The following is a 23,541-nucleotide window of genomic DNA, read 5'->3' as shown; positions in this document are numbered from 1 at the left end:
CCATGCGACTCCACAGCCTGCGTGCGCGGATCACACTCGTCTTCGTCCTGCTGATGCTCGCGGCTCAGGCGGCGGCGTTCATCGTCATCAATTCGGTGATCACGTCGATCGCGCATCGAAATGCGGACGAGCAGTTGGCCGTTGCCCAGCGCGTGTTCAAACAGGTCTTGCGCTCGAACAGCGAAATGCTGACGCAGGCCGCAGGCGTCGTCGCGGCGGACTTCGGCTTTCGGCAGGCCATCGCCTCGCATGACGAGAAGACCGTCGCATCGGCGCTCGCGAATCACGGAGACCGTATTCATGCGGACATCGTGATGCTCGCAGACCTCGACGGCAAGTTGATCGCCGATAGCAGCAGCCCCGTGCACGCGGGCATGGCCTTTCCGTTCCCAAAGCTGTTGCACGCGGTGGAACGCAACGGCGATGCTTCGACTATCGGCATGATCGACGGCAAGCCCTATCAGATCGTCGCGGTGCCGATCAAGGCGCCGCTCGTCATCGCCTGGGTCGCGATGGGCTTCCTCATCGACGACAGTATGGCAAGCGACATGAGCAGTCTGACCGCACTCGATGTCTCGTTCCTCGATGTTCACGCCGATGGCCGCTGGAGCGTGCTCGCCAGTTCGTTGCCAGCAGCGGCGAGGCACAGGATGCAAAACGCATCCACGCTCTCCGACGACAACTACGCGACGCGTCTCGTCAAGCTGCAATCCGATGGCGAGCCCATCGCCGTGATGTTGCAGCGGTCGTTGAGCGAAGCGATGGCGCCGTTCCATCGCCTGCAAAGCACGCTGCTGCTGATTACGCTCGTGGGCGTGCTGATATCGATCATCGGCAGCATGTTCACCGCGCGCAGCGTCACGCGCCCGATCGCGGCGCTCACGCAATTCTCGCGACGTATCGGGCAAGGTGATTACGCGGAACCGATCGATGTGACTCATCAGGACGAGATCGGTGAACTCGCGAGCGCGTTCAATCAGATGCGGGAAGGTATCGCGGAGCGCGAGCAGCGCATCACCGAACTTGCCTACATGGACCGCCTGACGAGCCTGCCGAATCGCGCGCTCTTCAACGATCGGCTGCAACAGGCGATCGGTGTCGCGTTACGCGCGGAGCATCCGTTGTCCGTCATGATGATGGACCTCGACCGCTTCAAGTATGTGAACGACACGCTCGGCCATCCGATCGGCGACCTGCTGCTGTGCGAAGTGGCGAAGCGTTTGCGCGGCGCGCTCCATCGCAGCACGGACACGGTCGCACGCCTGGGCGGCGACGAGTTCGCGGTCCTGCTGCCGACCGACGACACCGACGCCGCGAAGCTCATCGCCAACCGCATGCTGAAGGCGCTCGAAGAGCCGATCACGATCGAAGGGCAACTGGTCGACGTGGGCGCGAGCATCGGCATCGTGACGTGTCCGCATAACGGCGCGGACATGAACGTGCTGCTGCGCCGCGCGGACATCGCGATGTATGTCGCCAAGCGCACGAATACGGGTTACGCGCTCTACGACGAAAAGCACGACCAGAACAGCGCCGAGCGCCTCTCGCTGATGAGCGAATTGCGCCAGGCCGTCGAGCACGATCAATTGACGCTCTACTACCAGCCGAAGGTCGATCTGTGCACGCAGAAGGTGAAGTACGTCGAGGCGCTGGTTCGCTGGGACCATCCGACGCGCGGCTTCGTCTCGCCCGACCAGTTCATTCCGTTCGCCGAGCAGACGGGCTACATCAAGACGATTTCGCGCTGGGTCGCCGACAAGGCGATCCGCCAATGCGCGTTGTGGCATGAGCAAGGGCTCGAACTCGCGGTGTCGGTGAACGTGTCCGCGCGCGAGTTGATCCAGTCATCGTTGCCGGATACCTTTAGCGCGCTCTTGCGGAAGTACGGCGTGGCGCCCGAGTGGATATGGATCGAGATCACTGAAAGCGCGATCATGGACGATCCGAATCACGCGATCGAAACGCTCGACCGTTTGCACGCGCTGGGGATTCGCCTGTCGATCGACGACTTCGGTACGGGCTATTCGTCGCTCGCGTATCTGAAGCGCATGCCCGTCGACGAGATCAAGATCGACAAGTCCTTCGTGATGGGCATGTTCGACCACAAGGACGACGAGACCATCGTGCGCTCGACGATCGACCTCGGGCACAACATGGGCCTGAAGGTCGTCGCCGAGGGTGTCGAGACGGAAGAGATGCTGATGCGGCTCAAGGACCTGCGCTGCGATCTCGCACAGGGATACCATCTGAGCCGCCCGCTGCCGCCCGAGAAACTCGAAGCGTGGCTGCACGAGTGGCAGGAATCGGCAGAGGCGGCATGAGTTTCCATCAGGTCGTTCGAGCCTTGTCTCCTTCACGTTCGACCGGGTGCGGCTCCTTGAGCTTGTTCGCCACGCGCGTCGCCTCGAAGTAGCCGGGATTCGGCGGGCGCTTCAGGTATTGCCCTGCGCCACGAACCGCGCGCAGATCGCCATTGGACCACGCGAGTGCGCCACGCGTGAGCGTATGCGTCGCGACACCCTGCACCGTCATGCCTTCGAACACGTTGAAGTCAACCTTCTGGTGATGCGTCTTTACCGAGATCGTCTTGCTCGCCCCCGGGTCCCATACGACGAGGTCCGCATCCGCGCCGACCTGCACCGCGCCCTTGCGCGGATATAGATTGAAAATCTGGGCCGCATTGGTCGACGTGACCCGCACGAATTCGTTTGGCGTGAGACGCCCCTTGTTCACGCCGTGATGCCACAGCACGGACATGCGATCCTCCACGCCACCGCAACCGTTCGGGATCTTCGTGAAGTCCTCGCGGCCCATCGCCTTTTGCGATGCGCAGAACACGCAGTGATCGGTGGCCGTCGTGTGGAGCTGTCCCGATTGCAACCCGCGCCACAAAGCCTCGCGATGTTCGCTCGATCGGAACGGCGGGCTCATTACATGAGCGGCGGCACGCGTCCAGTCTGGATCGCGATACACCGATTCGTCGATCACGAGATGCCCCGGCAGTACTTCACCGAACACGCGCTGGCCTTCGTTGCGTGCCCGCGCGATGACGTCGACGGCATCCTTCGACGATACATGCACGATATAGATCGGCACGCCGAGCACCTGCGCAATACGAATTGCACGATTGGCCGCCTCGCCTTCGACTTCCGGCGGCCGCGACAACGGATGCGCCTCGGGTCCGGTGAAGCCGCGTGCAAGTAGTTGCTTCTGCAACTGAAACACGAGCTCACCGTTTTCCGCATGCACGGTCGGCAGCGCGCCGAGTTCGAGCGAGCGCGTGAAGCTGTTCACGAGCACTTCGTCGTCGGCCATGATCGCGTTCTTGTAGGCCATGAAGTGCTTGAAACTCGATACGCCGTGCTCATGCACGAGCGTGCCCATGTCGCGATGCACCGACTCATCCCACCACGTCACCGCGACGTGAAAGCCGTAATCCGCCGATGCCTTCTCGGCCCAGCCGCGCCACTCCTTGAACGCCTGCATCAGCGGCTGCTTCGGGCTGGGGATCACGAAGTCGATGATGCTCGTCGTGCCGCCCGAGAGACCCGCTGCGGTGCCCGTGTAGAAGTCGTCGCTTGCGGTCGTGCCCATGAAGGGCAACTCCATGTGCGTGTGCGGATCGATACCGCCTGGCATCACGTACTGCCCGCCCGCATCGACGATCTGCGCGCCCGCCGGCGCTTTCAGATCGGTGCCGATCGCGAGGATCGTACCGCCGTCCTGCGGGTCCGCGCACAGCACGTCGGCGCGATAGGTGCGATCGGCGTCGATGACCGTGCCGCCGCGAATCAGGATCGTCATGTTGCTGTCTCCCTTGCAAAACCGTTGATCATGCGCTCGCCACGCGGGCGCTCGGGCTCTTGCGCGCCTTCATCCAGACGCCATAGACGACCGATGCCAGCGCAAGTCCCACGAACCATGCATACGTGTAGAGTGTATTGAAGAATGCCGGCACGTTCGGGAACGCGGCCGGAAATGCGGTGTGCAAAAAGCCCGGCAGGTTTGGCAACACGCCGACCACGAGCGCGACGACCGCCGCGATGTTCCAGCCACCCGTATAGCTGTATTCGCCGTTTTCATCGAAGAGTTCGCGATGCGAGAGGCGCGTGCCGCGTATCAGGAAGTAATCGACCATCAGGATGCCGGCGACTGGACCCAGCAGCGCCGAGTATCCAACGAGCCACGTGAAGATATAGCCCTGCGTGGTCGCGAGAATCTTCCACGGCATCATCACGATGGCGATGGTCGCCGTGATCATGCCACCCGCGCGATACGAAATCCCCTTCGGCCACAGGCTCGAAAAATCGTACGCGGGACCGACGAGGTTCGCCGCGAGATTGCAGCACATCGTATCGAGCGTGAGGATGATGAGCGCGACGCCCACGCCGATGCCCGTCATGCGGCTCGTGAGATCGATCGGGTCCCAGATCGCCTTGCCGTAGATCACGACCGTCGCCGACGTAACCACCACCGATATTACCGAGAGCAGCGCCATCGGTGCGGGCAGGCCGATCGTCTGGCCGATCACCTGGTCGCGCTGCGAGCGGGCGAAGCGCGTGAAATCGGGGATATTCAGCGCGAGCGTCGCCCAGAAGCCGACCATCGCGGTCAGACCCGGCCAGAACGTGGCCCAGAACAGCCCCTCCTTCTTGCCGCCCGCGACGAACTGCGAAGGCGCCGACAGCATCGAGCCCAGGCCGCCCGCCTTGGACGTCGCCCACCAGACGAGCGCGATGCACATCACCACCTTGATCGGCGCGGACCAGCTTTCGAGCCATCGGATCGAATCGGTGCCATGCACGATGAAATAGATCTGCAGCGCCCAGAACACGAGGAAGCACGCAAGCTGGCCGATCGAGATGTCGAGAAAAGGCAGCGCCGCGCCGTGCAGCGCGTTACCGGTAAGGATGTTCAGAAGCGTATATATCGCGCTGCCGCCGAGCCACGTCTGAATGCCGTACCAGCCGCACGCGACGATCGCACGCAGCATCGCGGGCAGCTTCGCGCCCTGCGTGCCGAACGACGACCGCACGAGCACCGCATACGGTATGCCGTGCTTGGCGCCCGCGTGACCGATGAGAAGCATCGGCACGAGCACGATCAGGTTGCCGAGCAGCACGGTAACGACGGCCTGCCACGGCGACATACCCTCTTCCGTGAGCCCGGCCGCAAGCATGTACGACGCGATGTTCATCACCATGCCGACCCACAGCGCCGCGAAGTGATACCACTTCCACGTGCGCTGCGCGGGACCGGTCGGCGCGAGATCGTCGTTGTAGAGGCTGCTGTCCTGTGCGCCCGCCGCGAAGCTGGGATCGACGGAATGCGCTTTCTGGTTCATCGGTGCATCTCCACGAGAAATATTGCGTGAACGTGCTTAGGCGGCCTTCGCGGGTTCTTCTACATCGACGCGTGACGGGTTGTTCGGATGCGTGGTCCAGTTCGCATACTCGCCGGCGTCCACGCGCTCCATCGTGATGCATTGCTCGACCGGGCATACGTGCATGCACAGATTGCACCCGACGCATTCGGAGTCCACCACTTCAAAATGACGCACGCCATCTTTTTCGCGCGTGATCGCCTGGTGTGATGTGTCTTCGCAGGCGATATGGCACAGGCCGCACTGGATGCACTTGTCCTGATCGATGCGCGCCTTGATGTCGTACTTCAGATTGAGGTACTTCCAGTCGGTGACGTTCGGCACGGCGCGGCCGCGAATGTCGTCGAGCGTTGCGTAACCCTTCTCGTCCATCCAGTTCGAAAGGCCGTCGGCGAGATCGGACACGATGCGAAAACCGTAGTGCATCGCGGCCGTACACACCTGCACGCTGCCCGCGCCGAGCACGATGAACTCCGCCGCGTCGCGCCAGTTCGTGATGCCGCCGATGCCCGATATCGGCAGGTTCGGCGTCTCTTGATCCCGTGCGATTTCGGCGACCATGTTGAGCGCGATCGGCTTCACAGCGGGACCGCAATAGCCGCCGTGCGTGCCCTTGCCGTCGACAGTGGGCATCGGCGCCATTTCATCCAGATCGACCGCGACGATCGAGTTGATCGTGTTGATGAGCGACACGCCGTCCGCACCGCCCTTGTAAGCGGCACGCGAGCCGACACGAATGTCGCTGATGTTCGGCGTGAGCTTCACGAGGCAAGGCAGCTTCGAGCTTTCCTTGACCCAGCGCGTGACCATCTCGACATACTCGGGCACTTGCCCGACCGCCGCGCCCATGCCGCGCTCGCTCATGCCATGCGGGCAACCGAAGTTGAGTTCGACCGCGTCGGCGCCGGTGTCTTCGACGAGCGGCAGAATCCACTTCCAGTCGGCCTCATTGCAGGGCACCATCAGCGAGACGATCAATGCGCGATCCGGCCAGTCGCGCTTCACTTGCGCGATCTCACGCAGGTTCACATCGAGCGGACGATCGGTGATCAGTTCGATATTGTTGAGCCCCGCCATGCGCTGCCCGTTCCACTGCACCGCGCCATAGCGCGAACTGACGTTCACCACATGCGGGTCGAGGCCCAGCGTTTTCCATACGACGCCGCCCCAGCCCGCTTCGAACGCGCGGTTGACGTTGTACGCTTTGTCGGTCGGCGGCGCGGACGCGAGCCAGAAGGGGTTCGGTGAATTGATGCCTGCAATCGTGCAGCGAAGGTCGGCCATGTGGGGCTCCTTATCCTGGGGTCTTGTTGGTCAGGCGGCTTTGATGGCAGTCAGCGCGAACGATGCATCGATCGATGCCGCCGCGAGCTTGCCGTCCTGTACCGCCTGCACCGTGAGGTCGAGTCCTTCGTGCGTCGCGCAGTCGCCGCCGGCCCAGACTTTTGCGAGCGTCGTCCGACGGTTTTCATCGGTGGCGATGCGGTTGCCTTCCAGCGTCAGCAGCTCGTGATCGAGGCCGATCGGCACCAGCGTCTGGCCGATCGCTTTCAGCACCATGTCCGCTTCAATCGTGAAGCGCTCCTGGCCACGCTCGAATTCGACGCCGCTCACTTGTCCGTCGATGCCGACCATGCGCACCGGCTTCGCGTAAGTGACAAGCGTCACGCCGTTCATCTGCGCGAATTCACGTTCGGCCCAGGTTGCGCTCATGTGCTCGACACCACGCCGATACACCATCGTCACCGACGTAGCACCGATCTTGCGGCTCTGCACCGCTGCATCGACGGCCGTATTGCCGCCGCCGATCACCACCACGCGACGGCCGACGGGCACGGTCGCGAGATCGTCGGCCTGACGGACCTGCTCGATGAAATCGACCGCGTTCATTACGCCGCCAAGCGCTTCGCCTTCGAGCGCGAGCGCACGCACCCCACCGAGACCGATCGCGAGGAATACGGCGTCATATTGCTTGCGGAGCTCGTCGAGCGTCACATCGCGTCGGAGCATCACGCCCGTCTTCAATTCAATGCCGCCGATCGAATACAGCCATTCCACTTCGCGCTGCGCGAAGTCCTCGACGGTCTTGTATGCCGCGATGCCGTATTCGTTGAGGCCACCGGGCTTAGCACGCGCATCGAAGATTGTTGCGCGATGGCCTGCGAGTGCCAAGCGATGCGCGCATGCAAGACCCGCAGGTCCCGCACCGACGACCGCGATATGCCGCCCCGTTTCCGCTGCACGCTTGAAGAGCGGTTCGCCGCGCGCCATCGCCCAGTCGGTCGCGTGACGCTGAAGCGCGCCGATCGCGACGGGCTTGTCGTCCTTGTGATTGCGCACGCAGGCGCCTTCGCACAGAATCTCGGTCGGGCAAACGCGCGCGCACATGCCGCCCAGCGGATTCGCCGACAGAATATCGAGGGCCGCGCCCTTCAAGTTGCCGTTGCCGATCTTGCGGATAAAGCTCGGAATATCGATCGACGTCGGGCACGCCTGTATGCAAGGCGCGTCGTAGCAGTAGTGACAGCGGCTCGATGCGGCGGCGGCAGCGGTCGCATCGAGCAAGGGTGCGACGTCGGAGAATTCGCACACAAGCTGTTCTTGCGAAAGGCGATGCGCCGCGATATCGCCGGTTTGCTTCATGGTCATACGCGTTCCTTCGTCAAAGTGAAGACGTAGCCGTGCCCGCCGGCTTCGCAGAAGGTGAAGCCGGGACGGCGTTGCAGATTCAAATTCGACAGACGTTACGAAGCCGGTTCCGAAGCTCGCTCCAGCATCGCGTGAAGCAGGACGTTCGCGCCCGCCTCGATCCATTCCTGCGAGGCGTCCTCGATTTCGTTGTGACTGATGCCATCGACGCAAGGCACGAAGACCATCGACGTCGGCGCGACTTGCGACAGGTAGCACGCATCATGTCCCGCACCCGACACCATGTCGCGATGTGAGTAACCGAAGCGCTCGGCCGCGGCGCGCACGGATTTCAAGCACGCTGCATCGAACGCAACGGGCTCGTAATAGAAGATCTGCTCGAGTTCTGTTTCGAGCCCGATCGCACCCGCGATGCGCGCGACGCCTTCGCGCAACTCGGCATCCATTTGCGCGAGCACGGCATCTTCGGGATGACGGAAGTCGACGGTGAAGAACACGCGGCCCGGAATCACGTTGCGCGAGTTAGGATGGACCTGCATCATGCCGACCGTCGCGCATGCGAGCGGCGCATGATCAAGACCGATGCGGTTGACGAGATCGACCACGCGCGAAGCGCCGAGCAGTGCGTCCTTGCGACGCGGCATCGGCGTGGGGCCCGCATGCGCTTCCTGGCCCGTCAGCGTGATCTCGTACCAGCGCTGGCCTTGCGCATCAGTGACGACACCAATCGTCTTGTTTTCCGCTTCGAGAATCGGACCCTGCTCGATATGCAATTCGAATGCGGCATGCAGTTGACGCCCACCGCAAGGCACGTCGCCCGCGTAACCGATGCGCTTCAGTTCTTCACCGATCGTCTTGCCGTCGACGTCCTTGCGCGAAAGACCGTAGTCGAGCGTGAACACCCCCGCGAATACGCCCGAAGCAACCATCGCTGGCGCGAAGCGCGAGCCTTCCTCATTGGTCCAGATCACGACTTCGATCGGATGCTCGGTGTCGATCGCGTAGTCGTTGAGCGTGCGGATCACTTCGAGTCCGCCGAGTACGCCGTAGATGCCGTCGAAGCGGCCGCCTGTCGGCTGGGAGTCTGCATGCGAGCCGGTCATGACGGGAAGCGCATCGGGATTGCGTCCCGCGCGGCGCATGAACACGTTGCCCATCTGGTCGACGCTGACCGTGCAGCCCGCCTCCTTCGCCCAGCTCACGATGAGGTCGCGCCCTTCCTTGTCGAGATCGGTCAGCGCGAGACGGCAGACGCCGCCTTTGGGCGTGGCGCCGATCTTCGCCATCGTCATCAGGCTGTCCCACAGCCGCTGACCGTTCACCTTGATCGATGTATCGAGTCCAGCCAATCCGATTGCATCCGTTACCGCGTCCATCGGCTCGCTCCTTCAATCGTATGTGAGTGACATGTGGTGCATCCGCGTTGCGTTCTGGGGCGTCCAGCCCGGATTTACGCACGTACCCGGTGCACGTTTTTTCTTTCTAAGGGATGATCCTGATGCTGTACCGCACTGCTTTGCGAATCCTGTCCGACTGGACAGGTTGTAGCCGATTAAAATAAGCAAATCAATGTCTTTCGTGTGCTGCAATACATAGCGAGAAGCGTGCCATTGCGATGCAGCATGACGCTTTAGTACAACACCAATCGCGATTAAGCAAACGCTTTAGCGATTGGCCGGAGCAAGGCAAACCAAGCGCGACGTGGCATTCAGGGCGCGCCAAGGCTAACGATGAAACACGACGATGCGGCAACGGGCAGTCCGGAAACCGACAACACGCAAGCACCTTTGCGGCGGCGCAAGGCGCATATCCGCGAGACGAACGAAGCGCAGCTTTTAGCGTGTGCCGAAGCGGTTTTTGCGGAGCGGGGACTGGAGGGCGCGAGCACCGCGATGATCGCCGAGCGCGCGGGTTTGCCCAAAGCCAATTTGCACTACTACTTCCCTACGAAGCTGGCGTTGTATCGGCGAGTGCTCGAAGACCTGTTCGAAGACTGGCATCGCGCAGCGGATACGTTCGAATGCAGCGACGACCCAGTTGAAGCGATCGGCGGCTATGTACGCGCGAAGATGGATCTGTCGAGGCGTCGGCCGCTGGGCTCGAAGGTGTGGGCGAGTGAGATCATCCATGGCGCGGAGCACATGCAGGATATTCTCAAGGAACGTGTCAAGCCGTGGCTCGACTCGCGGGTGAAGGTGATCGAAAGCTGGATCGCGCGCGGACTGCTTGCGCCGACCGACCCCGAGACGCTGATGTTCATGATCTGGGCGACGACGCAGCATTACGCCGATTTCGATGCACAAATCATCGCGCTCAAGGGCAAGCGCGCGCTGACGCAAAAAGCCTTCGATGCCGCGACGGAAGATGTCGTGCGGCTGGTGATTCGTGCTTGCGGCGCGGTGTCGTCATCGGATACGGCGGCCAAATAAAAATCGCCTGTCGCTTTTCAGCGGCAGGCGATTCTTATGATGCGAAGTTGCTTAGTGGCCGAAGTAGACCGAGTTCACCGGATTAGCCGGGCCGCTCGGAGCAGCACGCAGACCGGAAGCCGACGAACCTGCAGTCGAAGGACCGTAGCCAGTCGCCGCGTTGCCTTGTGCAGCGCTCACCCGAGCTTCCGCAGCCTGAATGTTTTGCGGATAGTTCGTGCGATCGCCCGACGGATCGTAGCCAGCCTTTTCCAGTTGCACCAGTTCGGCGCGAACTTCGGCGCGCGTCACAGGGGCGTTGTTCTGCGCGAAAGCGAAAGTCGGCGCGGCCAAGGCTGCAGCGATAATGAGAGCCGGAACAAATGACTTGATCATGATGAACCTCCAGTAGTTTTGTCTTGAATGCGCAAGAACCGGAAAGCTTTTATTAAGTTTCTGATTCGTTTTGCTTGAAGACAAGTCTAGGCGCCGCATGACCTGGGGAAAACCCCGAATTGCGCGAAACATTATTGTTTGCTTCACAATAATCGCGGCGTCGTCTAGTGAGGTTCTAAGCGGCTTTGACGTGTTCTAGCGCAACTGTCAGCAGCTTCTCCAGCAAAGGCTGCACTTCAGCCGCGCGTGTTTCGTCATACGCAAAGGGCAAGGTTTCCTGCATGTATGTGATCTGTGTGAGTTCGAGCTGCATCGCGTGAACGCCTGCGGAAGGCTGCCCATAGCGGCGTGTGATATACCCGCCCTTAAAACGGCCGTTCGCTGTCGACGTATAACGCCTGTCCTTGTTCACGATATCCGCGAGTGCTTCCGCCACTCCTGTCACGGCAGTCGCGCCATCGGCGGTGCCGAAATTGAAATCCGGCAGGCGTCCATCGAAAAAACGCGGCACCACCGAGCGGATCGAATGCGCTTCCCATAGCAGCACGCGACCGTGCTTCGAGCGCAGGTCTGCGAGCTCCTGCGTTAGAGCGTCGTGATAAGGCTGCCAGAAAGCCGCACGGCGCGAATCGATTTGCGCGCCGTCAGGTTCGCAGCCCGTCAAATATAGCGGCTCCTTTTCGAACGTATCGACGGGACAAAGACCCGTTGTATCGCGTCCCGGGTAGAGGTTCGCGTCATCGGGCGGACGGTTCAGGTCGATCACATAACGCGCGTACTCGGGCAGCAGGACCGATGCGCCCATGCCCTTCGCGAACGCGTACAGCCGCTCCAGATGCCAGTCGCAATCGTCGACGCGCAGCGCCACCGGCGTCATGTCGGCGGCGATCGAATCGGGGATGCGCGTGCCTCGATGCGGAATCGATATCAGGAGCGGCGCGGTGCCGCGTTCAAGCGTATAGATCGGCGATTCGTTCATTGTCGTGGTCTCTCAGGTTCTTGCCGTCACCTTATCGCAGAAGATCGTCGAGCGCTGCACGGTAGTGCGCGAACGCTTCCTGCTCGTCCGCGTGATGGCGTGCATCGATTACTTTACGCCCCGCTACATAAACATCGCGAACCGGCGTCTCGCCATGCTCACCGAACACGATGCTCGACAGCCACGTATCGCGATCATGCCCCGCGATGCCCGCATGATCCGCATCGAGCACGAGCCAGTCAGCGCGCATGCCTGCCGCGAGCGCGCCGATCGCGCGGCCGCTCGCGCGTGCGCCGCCATCGAGCGATGCATCGAAGAGACGCTCGGACGGACGGCTTTGCGTCGCCGACGCGAGCACGTTGCGCTCGCGCCGTGCGAGACGCTGGCCATATTCGAGAAGCCGCAGTTCCGAGCGCCAGTCCACACCGATATGGCTGTCCGAGCCGAGACCGATGCGGCCGCCCGCGTCGAGATACTCGCGCGCCGGAAAGATGCCGTCGCCGAGATTGGCTTCGGTGGTGAGGCACAGGCCCGCCGTCGCGCCGCTTGCCGCGAGGCGCGCGCATTCGTTGGCGTCGACATGCGTTGCGTGCACGAGGCACCAGCGATCGTCGACGGAGAAGCGATCGAGCAGCCATTGCACTGGACGCTGACCATTCGCGGCAAGACAGGCATCGACTTCGGCGGTTTGCTCCGAGATATGGATGTGCACCGGCGCGCGGTCGAACAGCGCATCGAGACCTTCGAGCAGCCTCGACAGCGATTCACCCGATACCGCGCGCAACGAATGCGGCGCGACGCCATAGCGCCTCAGACCGCTTTCGGGCCGCGCGCGACGCAGCGTTTCCAGCATGTCAAGCAGTTGCTCGGGCGTGTTGAGGAAGCGCCGTTGATCGTCGCGTGGCGCGCTTTGGTCGAAGCCGCTGTATTGGTACAGCACCGGCAGCATCGTCATGCCGATGCCCGCGCGTTCCGCCGCATCGACCACGCGTTGCGCGAGTTCCGCGCGATTCGCGTAGGGCGTGCCGTCACTCGTGTGATGCACGTAGTGGAACTCGCACACCGACGTGTAGCCGGCCTTGAGCATCTCGATGTAGAGCCAGCGCGCGATCGCTGCGAGCGGCTCGGGACCGATCTTCGCGGCAAAACGATACATCAGGTCGCGCCAGCTCCAGAATGTATCGGTGGCGCTCGCGCGATACTCGGTGAGGCCCGCCATTGCGCGCTGGAATGCATGCGAATGCAGGTTCGGCATCCCCGCGATCACGGGTCCGGCCGCGCGCGGCGTATTCGGCGGCATCGCGCTATCAGGCGCGACCGCGAGTAGCGTGCCTTCATCGTTCCATTCAAGCAGTACGTCGCGCTGCCAGCCATCGGGAAGACGCGCGTGGTCGGCGAAAAGTGAAGTCATCGGAGATGGTCCGTTGTTGCGATGCTGATTTGCAGCCATGACGTGTGCTCGCTCAGGCATGTCACGACGCATGAGGTCTCCAGGCGCAGCGTATCGTCAGCATGCAGCGTGACGCGTTCGCCGTCCGTCGTGACGTCGAGCGGGCCTTGCACGCAGAAGATGAGCGTGATGCTGTCATCGGACCTTAGTTCAGCCGACCCGCGATGCACCTGCACCGATGCCGTCGCACGATCACGCCGCACCATTATGTTGAAGTCGCGCGTCGGGCCGTTGTCGAGCGTTGCATCGATCGCGGTTTCGCCAGCAAACGACGCCATCGCGAGCGGCCGATCCAGCGCATGCACGCGCGCATTAGCTTCGTGCAGATGCATGCCGGCACCTTCGAGCAGAACCAGTGTGCGATCGATACCAGGGAACGTGGAGAACGCCCCGGACGCGTCGACGTTCGCGATGCTCAAGCGCCACGTGAACGCATCGAGCGCGGCACCGCCGGGCTCGGCATCGATCTCGCGCGTGACGCCCCCGCCGTTCTTCCAGGGTTTCGGCACTAGCGACGCGCCTCGGATCAGCTTCATCAGAAATGCCCGGTGAACTGATAGCGGTCGCCCGGATGCCAGAGATTCGCCACCGACGCCACCGCATCGCGCGACCACGTGCGCCGATGCAGCAACAGGCAAGGCTCATGCTCCTTCATCGCAAGCGAACGGCGCGTTTCGTCGGAAGGAATCGCCGCTTCGATGCGGTACTCCACGCGCTGCAACGGCGCCGCGACCATCAGGTATTGATTCGGCGTCGTCGTGGTGAAGTCCTGTCGCGCATATTCGGGCGCGAGCGCGGGATTCACATGACGTTCCTCGATCTGAACAGGCTGCTCGTTCTCGAAGTGAAGCAACCGCGAATGAAACACGAGGCTGCCCACCGCAAGCTGCATTTCATCGGCGAGCGTTTCATCGACGATCGCAGCGCCAAGATGCAGCACTTCGGCACGATACGTATGCCCGCGTGCGCCGATTTCATCGGAGATGCTGCGAATTTCGACGAGCGTCGACGCATATTTCGGCTGCGCGACGAACGTGCCCGCGCCCTGCACGCGCGTGAGAATCTGCTCGGCGGTCAATTCGCGCAGCGCGCGATTGACCGTCATGCGCGCGACCTTGAACTCGCGCGCCAGTTCGTTTTCGGAGGGCACCTGATCGCCCTCCTTCCACTCGCCGATGTGGATGCGCGTCAGGATGTAATCCTTGATCTCCTGATAAGCGGGCGTGCTCATGCAGGCTGTTCCGACGCGAAACTGAACGGGCTGTGCTTCGCGACCTCGCCTTCCTGCACGAGCGTGGCGATAGCCGCGATATCGGGCGCGAAGTAGTGATCGATGTCGTAATGCGCAACCTTCGCGCGCAGCGTCTTCATCACGTCCATGAGCAGCGGGCTCGTCTCGTGCGGCGCGCGCAAGTCCACGCCCTGCGCCGCCGCGAGCAGTTCGATCGCGAGAATGTTGGCCGTGTTGCTCGCGATGTCGCCGAGCTTGCGGGCTGCGAACGTCGCCATCGAAACGTGGTCTTCCTGGTTCGCGGAAGTCGGCAGCGAATCGACCGACGCCGGATGCGCGAGCGTCTTGTTCTCCGATGCCAGCGCGGCCGCCGTGACGTGCGCGATCATGAAGCCAGAGTTCACGCCGCCATCACGCACGAGAAACGCGGGCAGGCCGGAGAGCGTCGTGTCGATCAGCAACGCGATCCGGCGCTCGGCCAGCGCGCCGATTTCAGCGGCGGCGAGCGCGAGGTTGTCGGCCGCAAAGGCGACCGGCTCAGCGTGGAAGTTGCCGCCCGAGAGAACCTCGCCGGTATCGGGGAAGATCAGCGGATTGTCGGAGACCGCATTCGATTCGATCAGCAGGACGTCGGCCGCGTGGCGCATCTGGTCGAGGCACGCGCCCATCACTTGCGGCTGGCAGCGCAGGCTGTACGGGTCCTGCACCTTGTCGCAATCGGCGTGCGAGAGGTTGATGCCCGAGCCTTGCAGCAGCGTGCGATAAGCAGCAGCCGCTTCGATCTGTCCGCGATGGCCGCGCAATTCTTGGATGCGCGCATCGAACGGCACGACCGAGCCCTCGGCCGCATCGACCGACAGCGAGCCCGACACGAGACCGGTGCGGAACAGGTCTTCGATCGCGAACATGTTGTAGAGCGCGAGCGCTGTGGAGGCTTGCGTGCCGTTGAGCAACGCCAGACCTTCCTTGGCCTGCAGGCTCAGGGGCTTGAGGCCGGCGATGCTCAAACCATCCAGCGCGCTCGCGCGTTCGCCGCGAATCATGACCTCGCCGATGCCGAGCAGCACCGTCGACATGTGCGCGAGCGGCGCCAGATCGCCCGATGCACCGACCGAGCCCTTCACCGGAATAACCGGTAGGACGTCGGCGTTGAAAAGCGTGATGAGCGCGTCGATCACTTCGCGGCGGATGCCCGAATGGCCGCGGCCGAGGCTCGACAGCTTCAGCGCGATCAGTAATCGAACGACCGGTCGCGACATCGGCTCGCCGACGCCTACCGCATGCGACAGCACGAGATTGCGTTGCAGCAGTTCGAGCTGGTCGGCGGGAATGTGCGTGCTCGCGAGCCTCCCGAAGCCCGTGTTGATGCCGTAGGCCGGCTCGCCCTTGGCGGCGATATCGGCGACGGCCTTCGCGCTGGCATCGATCGCGGCGAAGCTCGCCGGATCGAGTTCGAGCGAATCGGAACCGCGTGCGATGCGGCGCAGTTGCGGCAGCGTGAGAAATCCGGGCGTCAGCTTGATCATGGCTCATCCTGTCTATACAAGTTAGAGCCAAGTCTAAACGGGCCTTATCTTATAAACAAGGGGGATCTAGGGATTTCACTGATGCCGGATGCCGGTTGTCTATACAGATTTTTAGAACCGATGCTGGACGCCGGCTGTTACGCCCGCCTGTGTGTCGGCGGCGCCCGTCAAATCGCGGGAAAGGCTCACGTTCTGGTCATTTCGTGCAAATGCATACCCGCCCGACAGGTAAAGCGTCGTGCGCTTCGAGAGCGAATAGTTTGCGCGCAGTGACAGAAGCGTCGGATCGCCATCATTCGCGCCCTTGATGTCCTGATGATAGACCGCGGCGTACAGCGTGAAGTCCGGCGCGAAATCATACGAGCCGCCGAACCAGTACATGTCGCTGCGCAGGGTTTCGGCCAGTGTGTTGAACGTGCGCCGGTAGTTGCGATAGCCCGCCATCACTTTCGCCGCGCCGAAATCGTAGCTCGCGCCCGCGTGGATGCCCTGGATGTAGTTGGTCGTATCGGCGGGCGTGATGCTGTCGTTCGCGCCGTTCTGGCGGTCGAACGTCGCGACGACTGCGAAAGAACCGCTCGCATATCCAAGGCCGAAATCGTATTTCGAACTCGTCTTCATGCTGCCCGGCACGTTGCCGAAGCCGTACATCGCACCGATTTTGAAGCCGCTGAATTCGCCGTCGTAGCGCACTGCGTTGGAGGAGCGCGAGAAGAGTCCGTCCTTGCGGCCGCCGGTCGCCGTCGAACTCGTGGCCCACGAATAGTTCGGCGCGTAAGCCATCGGATCGAAGGGCAGCATGTAATCGTAGGTCGTCGTGAAAGTGCGGCCGAGAATCACCTGACCATACGTTTTGTGTTTCAGGCCCACCGTCGCGCGTCGATCGAAGAGCGCGTTCGGTCCGTCGTCCAGTTGCCCGTTCGCGACGTTGATGCCGCTTTCCAGCTGGAAGATAGCCTTCAGTCCGCCACCCAGTTCCTCGACGCCCCGCATGCCGAAGCGCGACGTATTCTTGCCGCCCGAGACGAGGCGTGCCGCTCCGCCATCGGCGCTCGCGTGATTCACGTACTCGACACCCGCATCGACGATGCCGTAAAGCGTCACGCTCGACTGCGCATGCGCGGCGCCTGCGGCCAACGCCGCTAACGATGCAATAGAAATACTGCTGCGTTTCATGCGTCTTCCTCCGTTGTGATTTTAGTTTTCGATGCGCAAGCGCATGCCCGCGCGGCGCATATGCGGCGCGCGGGACTTCGTTTCGTATCAGTGGAAACAGTTAGCTGGCTTGCGCGAAGGCCCAGCAATCGTTGGCCGGAAACTCGACCCAGTGATTGCCCGGATCGCGTGGCGTGTGACCGAATGCGCGAAAGCGCAGGTCGCCGCAATGGAACAGATACTCCCAGCGATCGCCGAGATACATCGACGTAATGAGGCTCGCCGGCACGCGATTCGCGCCAGGACCGTCCGCTACCTGCACGCGTTCGAGGCGAATCACGGCCTGCGCATCCTGGCCCGGCTGCAGCGCTTCCTTCGCGCGTGCTTCGAGCTGGAAGCCGTCGCCCTTCAACATGACGCGCTCGCCGTCGATCGACATCACCTTCGCATCGATGCGATTGTTGCTGCCCATGAACTCGGCCGTGTAGAGCGAGCGCGGCGAGCCGTAGAGCTCAGCCGGCGTGCCTTCCTGTTCGATACGGCCGTTACGCAACAGCAGGATGCGGTCCGACATCGCCATCGCTTCGGTCTGATCGTGCGTCACGCAAAGCGCCGACAAACCCAATGACACGATCAGTTCACGCAACCACGCACGCGCTTCCTCGCGCAGCTTGGCATCGAGATTGGAGAGCGGCTCATCGAGCAGGATCACCGGCGGGTTATAGACGAGCGCACGCGCAATCGCCACGCGCTGCTGCTGCCCGCCCGACAACTGATACGGAAAGCGCGCCGCGAGATGACCAAGGCCGAGCTGATCGAGCGCACTCTGCACGCGACGCTTCTGTTCCGCCGACGACACCTTGCGCAGCTTCAATCCATAGCCAACGTTGTCCGCGACCGTGCGATGCGGCCACAGCGCATACGACTGAAACACGAGCCCGAGCGAGCGCTGCTCGACGGGGCAATCGATGTGGTTCGCGCCATCGAAGAAGACTTGCTTGTCGAGGCTGATGCGGCCATCCGACGGCTGTTCGAGACCGGCGACCGCGCGCAGCAGTGTCGTCTTGCCGCTGCCCGACGCGCCCAGCAGACACACCACCTCGCCCGCTTTCAGTTCGAACGACACGCCCTTCAGAATCGGATTGGTGCCGTAGCTCAGGAACAGGTTATCGACTGTGAGCTTATCCATGAAGTTTCACTCCGAAGCGCAATGCCACGGCGAGACCCACGCCGACCATCGCGATGTTGATGACAGAAAGTGCCGCGACCTGATCGACCGCGCCCGTCGCCCACAGCGAGACGAGCAGTGCGCCGATCACTTCGGTGCCAGGGGAAAGCAGGTAGACCGCCGTCGAATATTCGCGCTCAAAGATCATGAAGATCAGAAGCCACGCGGCCAGCAGCCCGAACCGCACGAGCGGCAGCGTCACATCGATACTCACACGGCCACGCGTGCCGCCGACGCTGCGTCCCGCTTCTTCGAGTTCCGGACCGACTTGCAGCAACGCGCTTTGAATCAGGCGCATGCCGTAGGCAAGCCACACGACCGTGTACGCAACCCAGATGCTCCACATCGAGTTCTTGAGTTCCTTGATGCCCGGCACGAAGAGGAAGATCCACAGGAACGCGAGACCGGCAAGCACGCCCGGCACCGCGCGCGGGAGCAGCACGAGATAGTCGAGAAGACGCGTGCCCCAGTCGTTACGACGATGCCCCGCGAATGCCACGAGCGTATAGAAACCGACCGCGAGCGCCCCACCGATCACGCCGATGCCGAGCGTGTTGTAGATCGCGCGCACGATGTTGCTCTGCTCGAAGAGATCGACGAAGTTCGAGACCGTCAGCACTTCGGAGAGCGCGACGCCCTCGCCCCAGTTCGTCACGAACGCGCGCAGCACAATGCCCGAAAGCGGCACGAACACGGTGCAGAAGAGCCACACCGCGACGATCGCGACCGCAACCCAGCGCCACGCTCCGAGCGGCAGCACCGTCTGACGGCCCGCCTTGCCCTTCACCGTGACGAACTTGTTCGCGCTCTTCAGCAAGTGACGTTGCAGCAGGACGAGCGGAAACGTGATCGCGATGATGCACACGGCAACCGCCGCCATCAGGTGATACGAAGGCACGCCGAGCTTGTTCGTCAGCTTGTACAGGTACGTCGCGAGCACGAGATGACCTTCCGGATCGCCGAGCACGAGCGGCAAGCCGAACACTTCGAAGCCGAGGAAGAACACGAGCACGCCGGCGAAGAGCAGCGCGGGCATCGTCATCGGCAGGCTGACGTCGAGTGCGACGCGAAATGACCGCGCCCCCGCGACGCGCGCCGCTTCCTCGACATCCGAGCCGAGATTGCGCAACGCCGCCGACGAATACAAATACACATGCGGCACGTGCGTCAGGCCGACGATGATCGTGATCGCGAAGATCGAATAGATCGACCACGGCGCGCTTTCAGCGCCGAACAATTGCTTGAACCACACAGAATAGAAACCGACCGGACCCGCCGCGACGACATAGCCGAACGCGAGCACCATCGGCGAGACGAAGATCGGCGTGAGCAGCATCGGTTCGAGCCAGCGGCGGCCCGGCAAGTCGGTGCGCACCATCAGGAACGCGAGAATGCCGCCGAGCGGGATCGAGATGAAGAGCATGCCGCCCGCGATGATGAACGAATTCATCACCGCCGACCAGAAGTCCGGATCTTCGAAAATGAACTTGAAGCCCGCGATGCCGAACGTCTTGTTGGCATCGAAGAACGGCGCGTTCAAGAGGCTCTGGAATACGATGAACGAAAGCGGCAGCAGCACGGCCACCGTCAGCACCGCGATCACGATCCAGCGGAACGTGGCGGTGAGGCCGCGCCAGCCGCCTTCGGGCAGCTTGGGCACCTTGCCTTCGCCGTTGGTCGACAGGACCGCGGCCGGCTCGTTTGTGCTTGTGGTAAGCATGAGTGTCCCCCTGCGTCTTGCCGACGCATCGAATGAATTGCGGGAGTGCCCGCGGCTTGGCGCGGGCTTGAGGAGCTTTAAGGGCTTAGCGTTTGATCGCTTGCTGCCATTGCTTGAGAAATTCGAGGCGCTTCGACTGGTCTAGATAGACGAGCAAGCCGGTGCCGATTGGGATCGGCTTGAGCGAATCGCCGAGCTGCTTGGTGAGACCCGCCATCGACGTTTCGCCTTCGACATCCGCGCGGATCGAGAAGAGATCGGCCTGGTTGGCAAGCAGCGTCTGGCCGCGTTTCGACAGCAGATAGTCCACCCAGAGCTTCGCCGCGTTCGGGTTCTTCGCCTTCTTCGAGATCGTCACGAGGCGGCTCACCACCAGCGTGTAATCCTTCGGGTACACGTAACCGATCGACGGGTCCTTCTTCGCCTTGGCGAACGCATACGAGCCGAGAATGTTGTAGCCGATCAGGTTTTCGCCCGACGAGATGCGCTCCATCATCGCACCCGTGCTCGATTGCAGCTTGGGGTTTGTCGCGCCCATCGCATTGACGAGTTGCCACGTCACTTGCGGATTCACGCGTGCATCCTGCGTCAGATAGTTGAAGCCGACGCCCGACTTTTCGATATCGTAGGTCGTGACCTTGCCCTTGAACTTCGCGGCTTGCGTCTGCAGCAGCTTGATGAAATCGGCGCGCGTTTGCGGCACGTCGCCCGCGGGCAGGAGGCGCTTGTTGTAGACGATCGCGAGCGGCTCGTAGGTCGTGCCGTACGCCTGCTTCTGATACTGCGACCATTGCGGCAGGTTGGCGGATTCCGGCGACTCGTAGTTCGCCATCAGGCCGTCGTTGACGAGCTTGACTTGCAGGTCCATCGCCGAGGACCACAGCACGTCGGCGCTCGTGCTGCTTGCCGCGTTCTCGCTGATGTAGCGGTTATAGAGCTCGGTGCTGTTCATGTCGTTGTATTCGACCTTCACGCCATACAGCGACTCGAAGTCCTTGATGAGCGAGCGAACCTGCGCGGTATCCGTCACCGAATAGATGAGCACCTTGCCTTCCTTCTTCGCACCGTCGATGACCGACTGATACGCTCCGGGATAACCCGCAGGCACTTGCGCGCTGGCGCCCCCCGCAGCGACGAAAGCAACGGCTGCGGCCGCGATACGCAACGAGTGGTTCAATTTCTTCATGTCTTCCTCCAGAATCCGCTCTGTAGTTGTTCGATTGAGTGGACGCATGGTAAGTCGCAGGCACTTTCAGGCCGCTTTCATTTCATGTTCAAATTCCACCCGAAACACCGTTCTTTCCTCATGGATTTCCCTTAGTTTATTTAGGTCAATGTCATGCGTGTGCTGCTAGTCGAAGACAATCCCACCCTTGCCAAATCGCTGACGGACGCGCTCACGCAAGCGCGCTTTGCAGTCGATTGCATGCATGACGGCGAAGCCGCCGATCACATCCTGCGCACGCAGGACTATGCGCTTGTGATCCTCGATCTCGGCCTGCCGAAGCTCGATGGCCTGGAGGTCTTGCGGCGCTTGCGTCAGCGTCGCAATCCGGTGCCGGTGCTGATTCTCACCGCGCATGGATCGGTCGAGGATCGCGTGAAAGGCCTCGATCTCGGCGCCGACGACTATCTCGCGAAGCCGTTCGAACTCACCGAGCTCGAAGCGCGCGCCCGCGCGCTGATTCGTCGCAGTCACGGCCATGAGCACACGCGCGTAGAGTGCGGACCGCTCGCTTACGACAGCGTCGATCGGGGCTTTCGGCTCGATGACGAACCGCTTGCGCTGACGCCGCGCGAACGCGCCGTGCTCGAAGTGCTGATCCTGCGCAACGGCCGCGCGATCAACAAGGAGACACTGTCGGAGAAGATTTTCGGCATCGACGAATCGGTAAACGCCGATGCGATCGAAATCTACGTGCATCGGCTAAGAAAAAAGCTCGAGAAGAGCGGCGTCGCTATCGTTACGCTGCGCGGGCTCGGCTATCTGCTCGAAGTGAAAGCGTAGATGCCGACGCCCAACCTGCGGCGTCAGGTCTCGCTGTGGCTCCTGCTGCCGCTCGTCGCGCTGCTCGCGCTCGATGCCTGGCTCACCTATCACCGCGCGATGAGCGCCGCTCACGTCGCGTTCGATCGCTCACTCTCGTTCTCGCTCAAGTCGATTCGCGAAGGCACGCGTTTGCAGAACGGGCAGATCGAAGTGGACCTGCCGTATCTCGCGCTGGAGATGTTCGAATCGGACGTGGGCGGGAAGATCTACTACCTGATCCGCGAGGACGGCGGGCGGGCTGTCACGGGCTATGGCGATCTACCGTTGCCGCCCAGACGTGACACGCCCGAGCCTTACCAGACGCGCTTTTATGACGCGACCTATCGCGGCCAGGAGTTGCGCATGGCAGCGCTCAGGCTGCCGGTGCACGACGTGCCGACGGCGCAAACGCGCGTCGCGTGGATCATGATCGGCGAAACGATCGAGCCGCGCCAGGCGCTCGCACGCGAAATATTGATCGGCTCGCTTACACAGGAGGCAATGCTGATCGTGCTGGCGCTCGCGATCGTGTGGCTCGGCGTCGGACGGGGCTTGCGGCCGCTGAATCGCCTGTCGGCGACCGTCGCAGCCCGCGCCGACGACGACCCCGCGCCGCTCGACGAAGCGGGCCTGCCGCGCGAAATGAAGCCGCTCGTCGAGTCGATCAATCAGTACATCGCGCGCCTGCGAAGGATGCAGGAATCGCGGCGGCGCTTTTTCACCGATGCCGCGCATCAGTTGAAGACACCGCTCGCCGTGATTCAGGCGGAGTCGGAACTTGCGTTGCGCGAAACGAAGGACGAGCGCGCTAGCCTGCATCTGAAGCGTTTGAATGGCGCGGTGCGGCAGGCGGGCAAAGGCGTGCAGCAGTTGCTGTCGCTTTCCCGGCTCGATGCCGATAGCGGCCACCGCGTGAAGCTCGGCACGTTACCGCTCGACAAGGTCGCGCGCAGCGTGACGCTCGACTGGTCGCCGGTGGCGCGGGCTCGCAACATCGATCTCGGCTTCGAACAGGAAGGATCGGTCGAAGTGGTCGGGCAGCGCGACCTGCTAAGCGAACTGTGTGGCAATCTGATCGACAACGCGATCCGCTATGCGGGCGACGGGTCCGTCATCACGGTTCGCGTTGCAAAGACTTCGGAAGGCGCGCTGCTGCAAGTGATCGACGACGGTCCCGGCATTGCGCCGCAGGAACGCGATGCGGTGTTCGAGCGCTTCTATAGAAGCGCTGCGACGTCGAGCGTGGAAGGCAGCGGGCTCGGTCTCGCGATCGTGCGCGAGATCGCGCGGGTGCATCATGCGCGCGTCACGCTCGACGATGCGCCGGGCGGCGGGTTGATCGTCAGCGTGACGTTCGAGCCATAGCGAAATCCACGAACGCCTGATT

19 protein-coding genes are annotated in these 23,541 nt (G+C 62.4%); 4 read left to right on the top strand and 15 right to left on the bottom strand.

The window, feature by feature from the left end:
- The first annotated feature begins 2 nt into the window (after positions 1-2).
- On the top strand, positions 3-2,321 hold the full coding sequence (locus tag AWB65_RS06600) for a putative bifunctional diguanylate cyclase/phosphodiesterase (protein WP_087666381.1): 2,319 nt from the start codon (positions 3-5) through the stop codon (positions 2,319-2,321).
- Between the two features lie 7 nt (positions 2,322-2,328).
- Here the strand turns inward: AWB65_RS06600 and hydA are convergent, their stop codons facing one another.
- The 5 genes from hydA to AWB65_RS06575 form a co-directional block, all read right to left on the bottom strand.
- Positions 2,329-3,804 (bottom strand): dihydropyrimidinase, encoded by a 1,476-nt coding sequence (gene hydA / locus AWB65_RS06595; RefSeq protein ID WP_087666380.1) that lies wholly within the window; start codon positions 3,802-3,804, stop codon positions 2,329-2,331.
- A gap of 28 nt (positions 3,805-3,832) precedes the next feature.
- A complete protein-coding gene (locus AWB65_RS06590; protein WP_087666379.1) occupies positions 3,833-5,344 on the bottom strand; it encodes an NCS1 family nucleobase:cation symporter-1 in 1,512 nt (503 codons plus the stop codon).
- A gap of 36 nt (positions 5,345-5,380) precedes the next feature.
- Positions 5,381-6,667 (bottom strand): NAD-dependent dihydropyrimidine dehydrogenase subunit PreA, encoded by a 1,287-nt coding sequence (gene preA / locus AWB65_RS06585; RefSeq protein WP_087666378.1) that lies wholly within the window; start codon positions 6,665-6,667, stop codon positions 5,381-5,383.
- A gap of 30 nt (positions 6,668-6,697) precedes the next feature.
- Positions 6,698-8,032, bottom strand: coding sequence for an NAD(P)-dependent oxidoreductase (locus AWB65_RS06580; RefSeq protein WP_087666377.1), 1,335 nt, complete (start codon positions 8,030-8,032; stop codon positions 6,698-6,700).
- 95 nt (positions 8,033-8,127) lie between these two features.
- On the bottom strand, positions 8,128-9,408 hold the full coding sequence (locus AWB65_RS06575; RefSeq protein WP_087666376.1) for a Zn-dependent hydrolase: 1,281 nt from the start codon (positions 9,406-9,408) through the stop codon (positions 8,128-8,130).
- 354 nt (positions 9,409-9,762) lie between these two features.
- Here AWB65_RS06575 and AWB65_RS06570 point away from each other — a divergent pair, with 354 nt between their 5' ends.
- Positions 9,763-10,461 (top strand): TetR/AcrR family transcriptional regulator, encoded by a 699-nt coding sequence (locus tag AWB65_RS06570; protein WP_087666375.1) that lies wholly within the window; start codon positions 9,763-9,765, stop codon positions 10,459-10,461.
- Positions 10,462-10,512: 51 nt separating this feature from the next.
- Here the strand turns inward: AWB65_RS06570 and AWB65_RS06565 are convergent, their stop codons facing one another.
- The 10 genes from AWB65_RS06565 to AWB65_RS06520 form a co-directional block, all read right to left on the bottom strand.
- Positions 10,513-10,836: a DUF4148 domain-containing protein gene (locus AWB65_RS06565; protein WP_087666374.1), complete on the bottom strand. Its 324-nt coding sequence runs from the start codon at positions 10,834-10,836 to the stop codon at positions 10,513-10,515.
- Between the two features lie 175 nt (positions 10,837-11,011).
- Positions 11,012-11,815, bottom strand: a complete 804-nt coding sequence (gene hutG, locus AWB65_RS06560; protein WP_087666373.1) for an N-formylglutamate deformylase — start codon at positions 11,813-11,815, stop codon at positions 11,012-11,014.
- A 31-nt stretch (positions 11,816-11,846) separates the two neighbouring features.
- Positions 11,847-13,226, bottom strand: a complete 1,380-nt coding sequence (locus AWB65_RS06555) for a formimidoylglutamate deiminase (protein ID WP_087666372.1) — start codon at positions 13,224-13,226, stop codon at positions 11,847-11,849.
- Complete coding sequence (locus tag AWB65_RS06550) at positions 13,223-13,801, bottom strand: HutD/Ves family protein (RefSeq protein ID WP_087666371.1); 579 nt, start codon at positions 13,799-13,801, stop codon at positions 13,223-13,225. The genes AWB65_RS06555 and AWB65_RS06550 overlap by 4 nt, the downstream gene beginning before the upstream one ends.
- The gene (hutC, locus tag AWB65_RS06545; protein WP_087657286.1) at positions 13,801-14,496 is read right to left on the bottom strand and encodes a histidine utilization transcriptional repressor HutC; all 696 of its coding nucleotides are present in this window, start codon (positions 14,494-14,496) and stop codon (positions 13,801-13,803) included. The genes AWB65_RS06550 and hutC overlap by 1 nt, the downstream gene beginning before the upstream one ends.
- Positions 14,493-16,022, bottom strand: coding sequence for a histidine ammonia-lyase (hutH, locus tag AWB65_RS06540; RefSeq protein ID WP_087666370.1), 1,530 nt, complete (start codon positions 16,020-16,022; stop codon positions 14,493-14,495). Before hutH ends, hutC begins: the two co-directional genes overlap by 4 nt.
- Before the next feature lie 111 nt (positions 16,023-16,133).
- Positions 16,134-17,198, bottom strand: a complete 1,065-nt coding sequence (locus tag AWB65_RS06535; RefSeq protein ID WP_087666369.1) for a porin — start codon at positions 17,196-17,198, stop codon at positions 16,134-16,136.
- Between the two features lie 100 nt (positions 17,199-17,298).
- The gene (locus tag AWB65_RS06530; protein ID WP_087666368.1) at positions 17,299-18,366 is read right to left on the bottom strand and encodes an ABC transporter ATP-binding protein; all 1,068 of its coding nucleotides are present in this window, start codon (positions 18,364-18,366) and stop codon (positions 17,299-17,301) included.
- Positions 18,359-20,125, bottom strand: coding sequence for an ABC transporter permease (locus AWB65_RS06525; RefSeq protein ID WP_087666367.1), 1,767 nt, complete (start codon positions 20,123-20,125; stop codon positions 18,359-18,361). Before AWB65_RS06525 ends, AWB65_RS06530 begins: the two co-directional genes overlap by 8 nt.
- Before the next feature lie 85 nt (positions 20,126-20,210).
- Positions 20,211-21,311, bottom strand: a complete 1,101-nt coding sequence (locus AWB65_RS06520; protein WP_087666366.1) for an ABC transporter substrate-binding protein — start codon at positions 21,309-21,311, stop codon at positions 20,211-20,213.
- A gap of 153 nt (positions 21,312-21,464) precedes the next feature.
- On the opposite strand from AWB65_RS06520, the gene AWB65_RS06515 reads away from it, so the two are divergent.
- The gene (locus tag AWB65_RS06515; RefSeq protein WP_087666365.1) at positions 21,465-22,133 is read left to right on the top strand and encodes a response regulator; all 669 of its coding nucleotides are present in this window, start codon (positions 21,465-21,467) and stop codon (positions 22,131-22,133) included.
- A complete protein-coding gene (locus AWB65_RS06510) occupies positions 22,134-23,519 on the top strand; it encodes a sensor histidine kinase (RefSeq protein WP_087666364.1) in 1,386 nt (461 codons plus the stop codon).
- The last annotated feature ends 22 nt before the right edge of the window (positions 23,520-23,541 follow it).

Origin of the sequence: Caballeronia humi, from assembly GCF_001544475.1 — a bacterium.
Taxonomy (GTDB): Bacteria; Pseudomonadota; Gammaproteobacteria; order Burkholderiales; family Burkholderiaceae; genus Caballeronia; species Caballeronia humi.
This window is presented reverse-complemented; position numbering and strand designations above follow the sequence as displayed.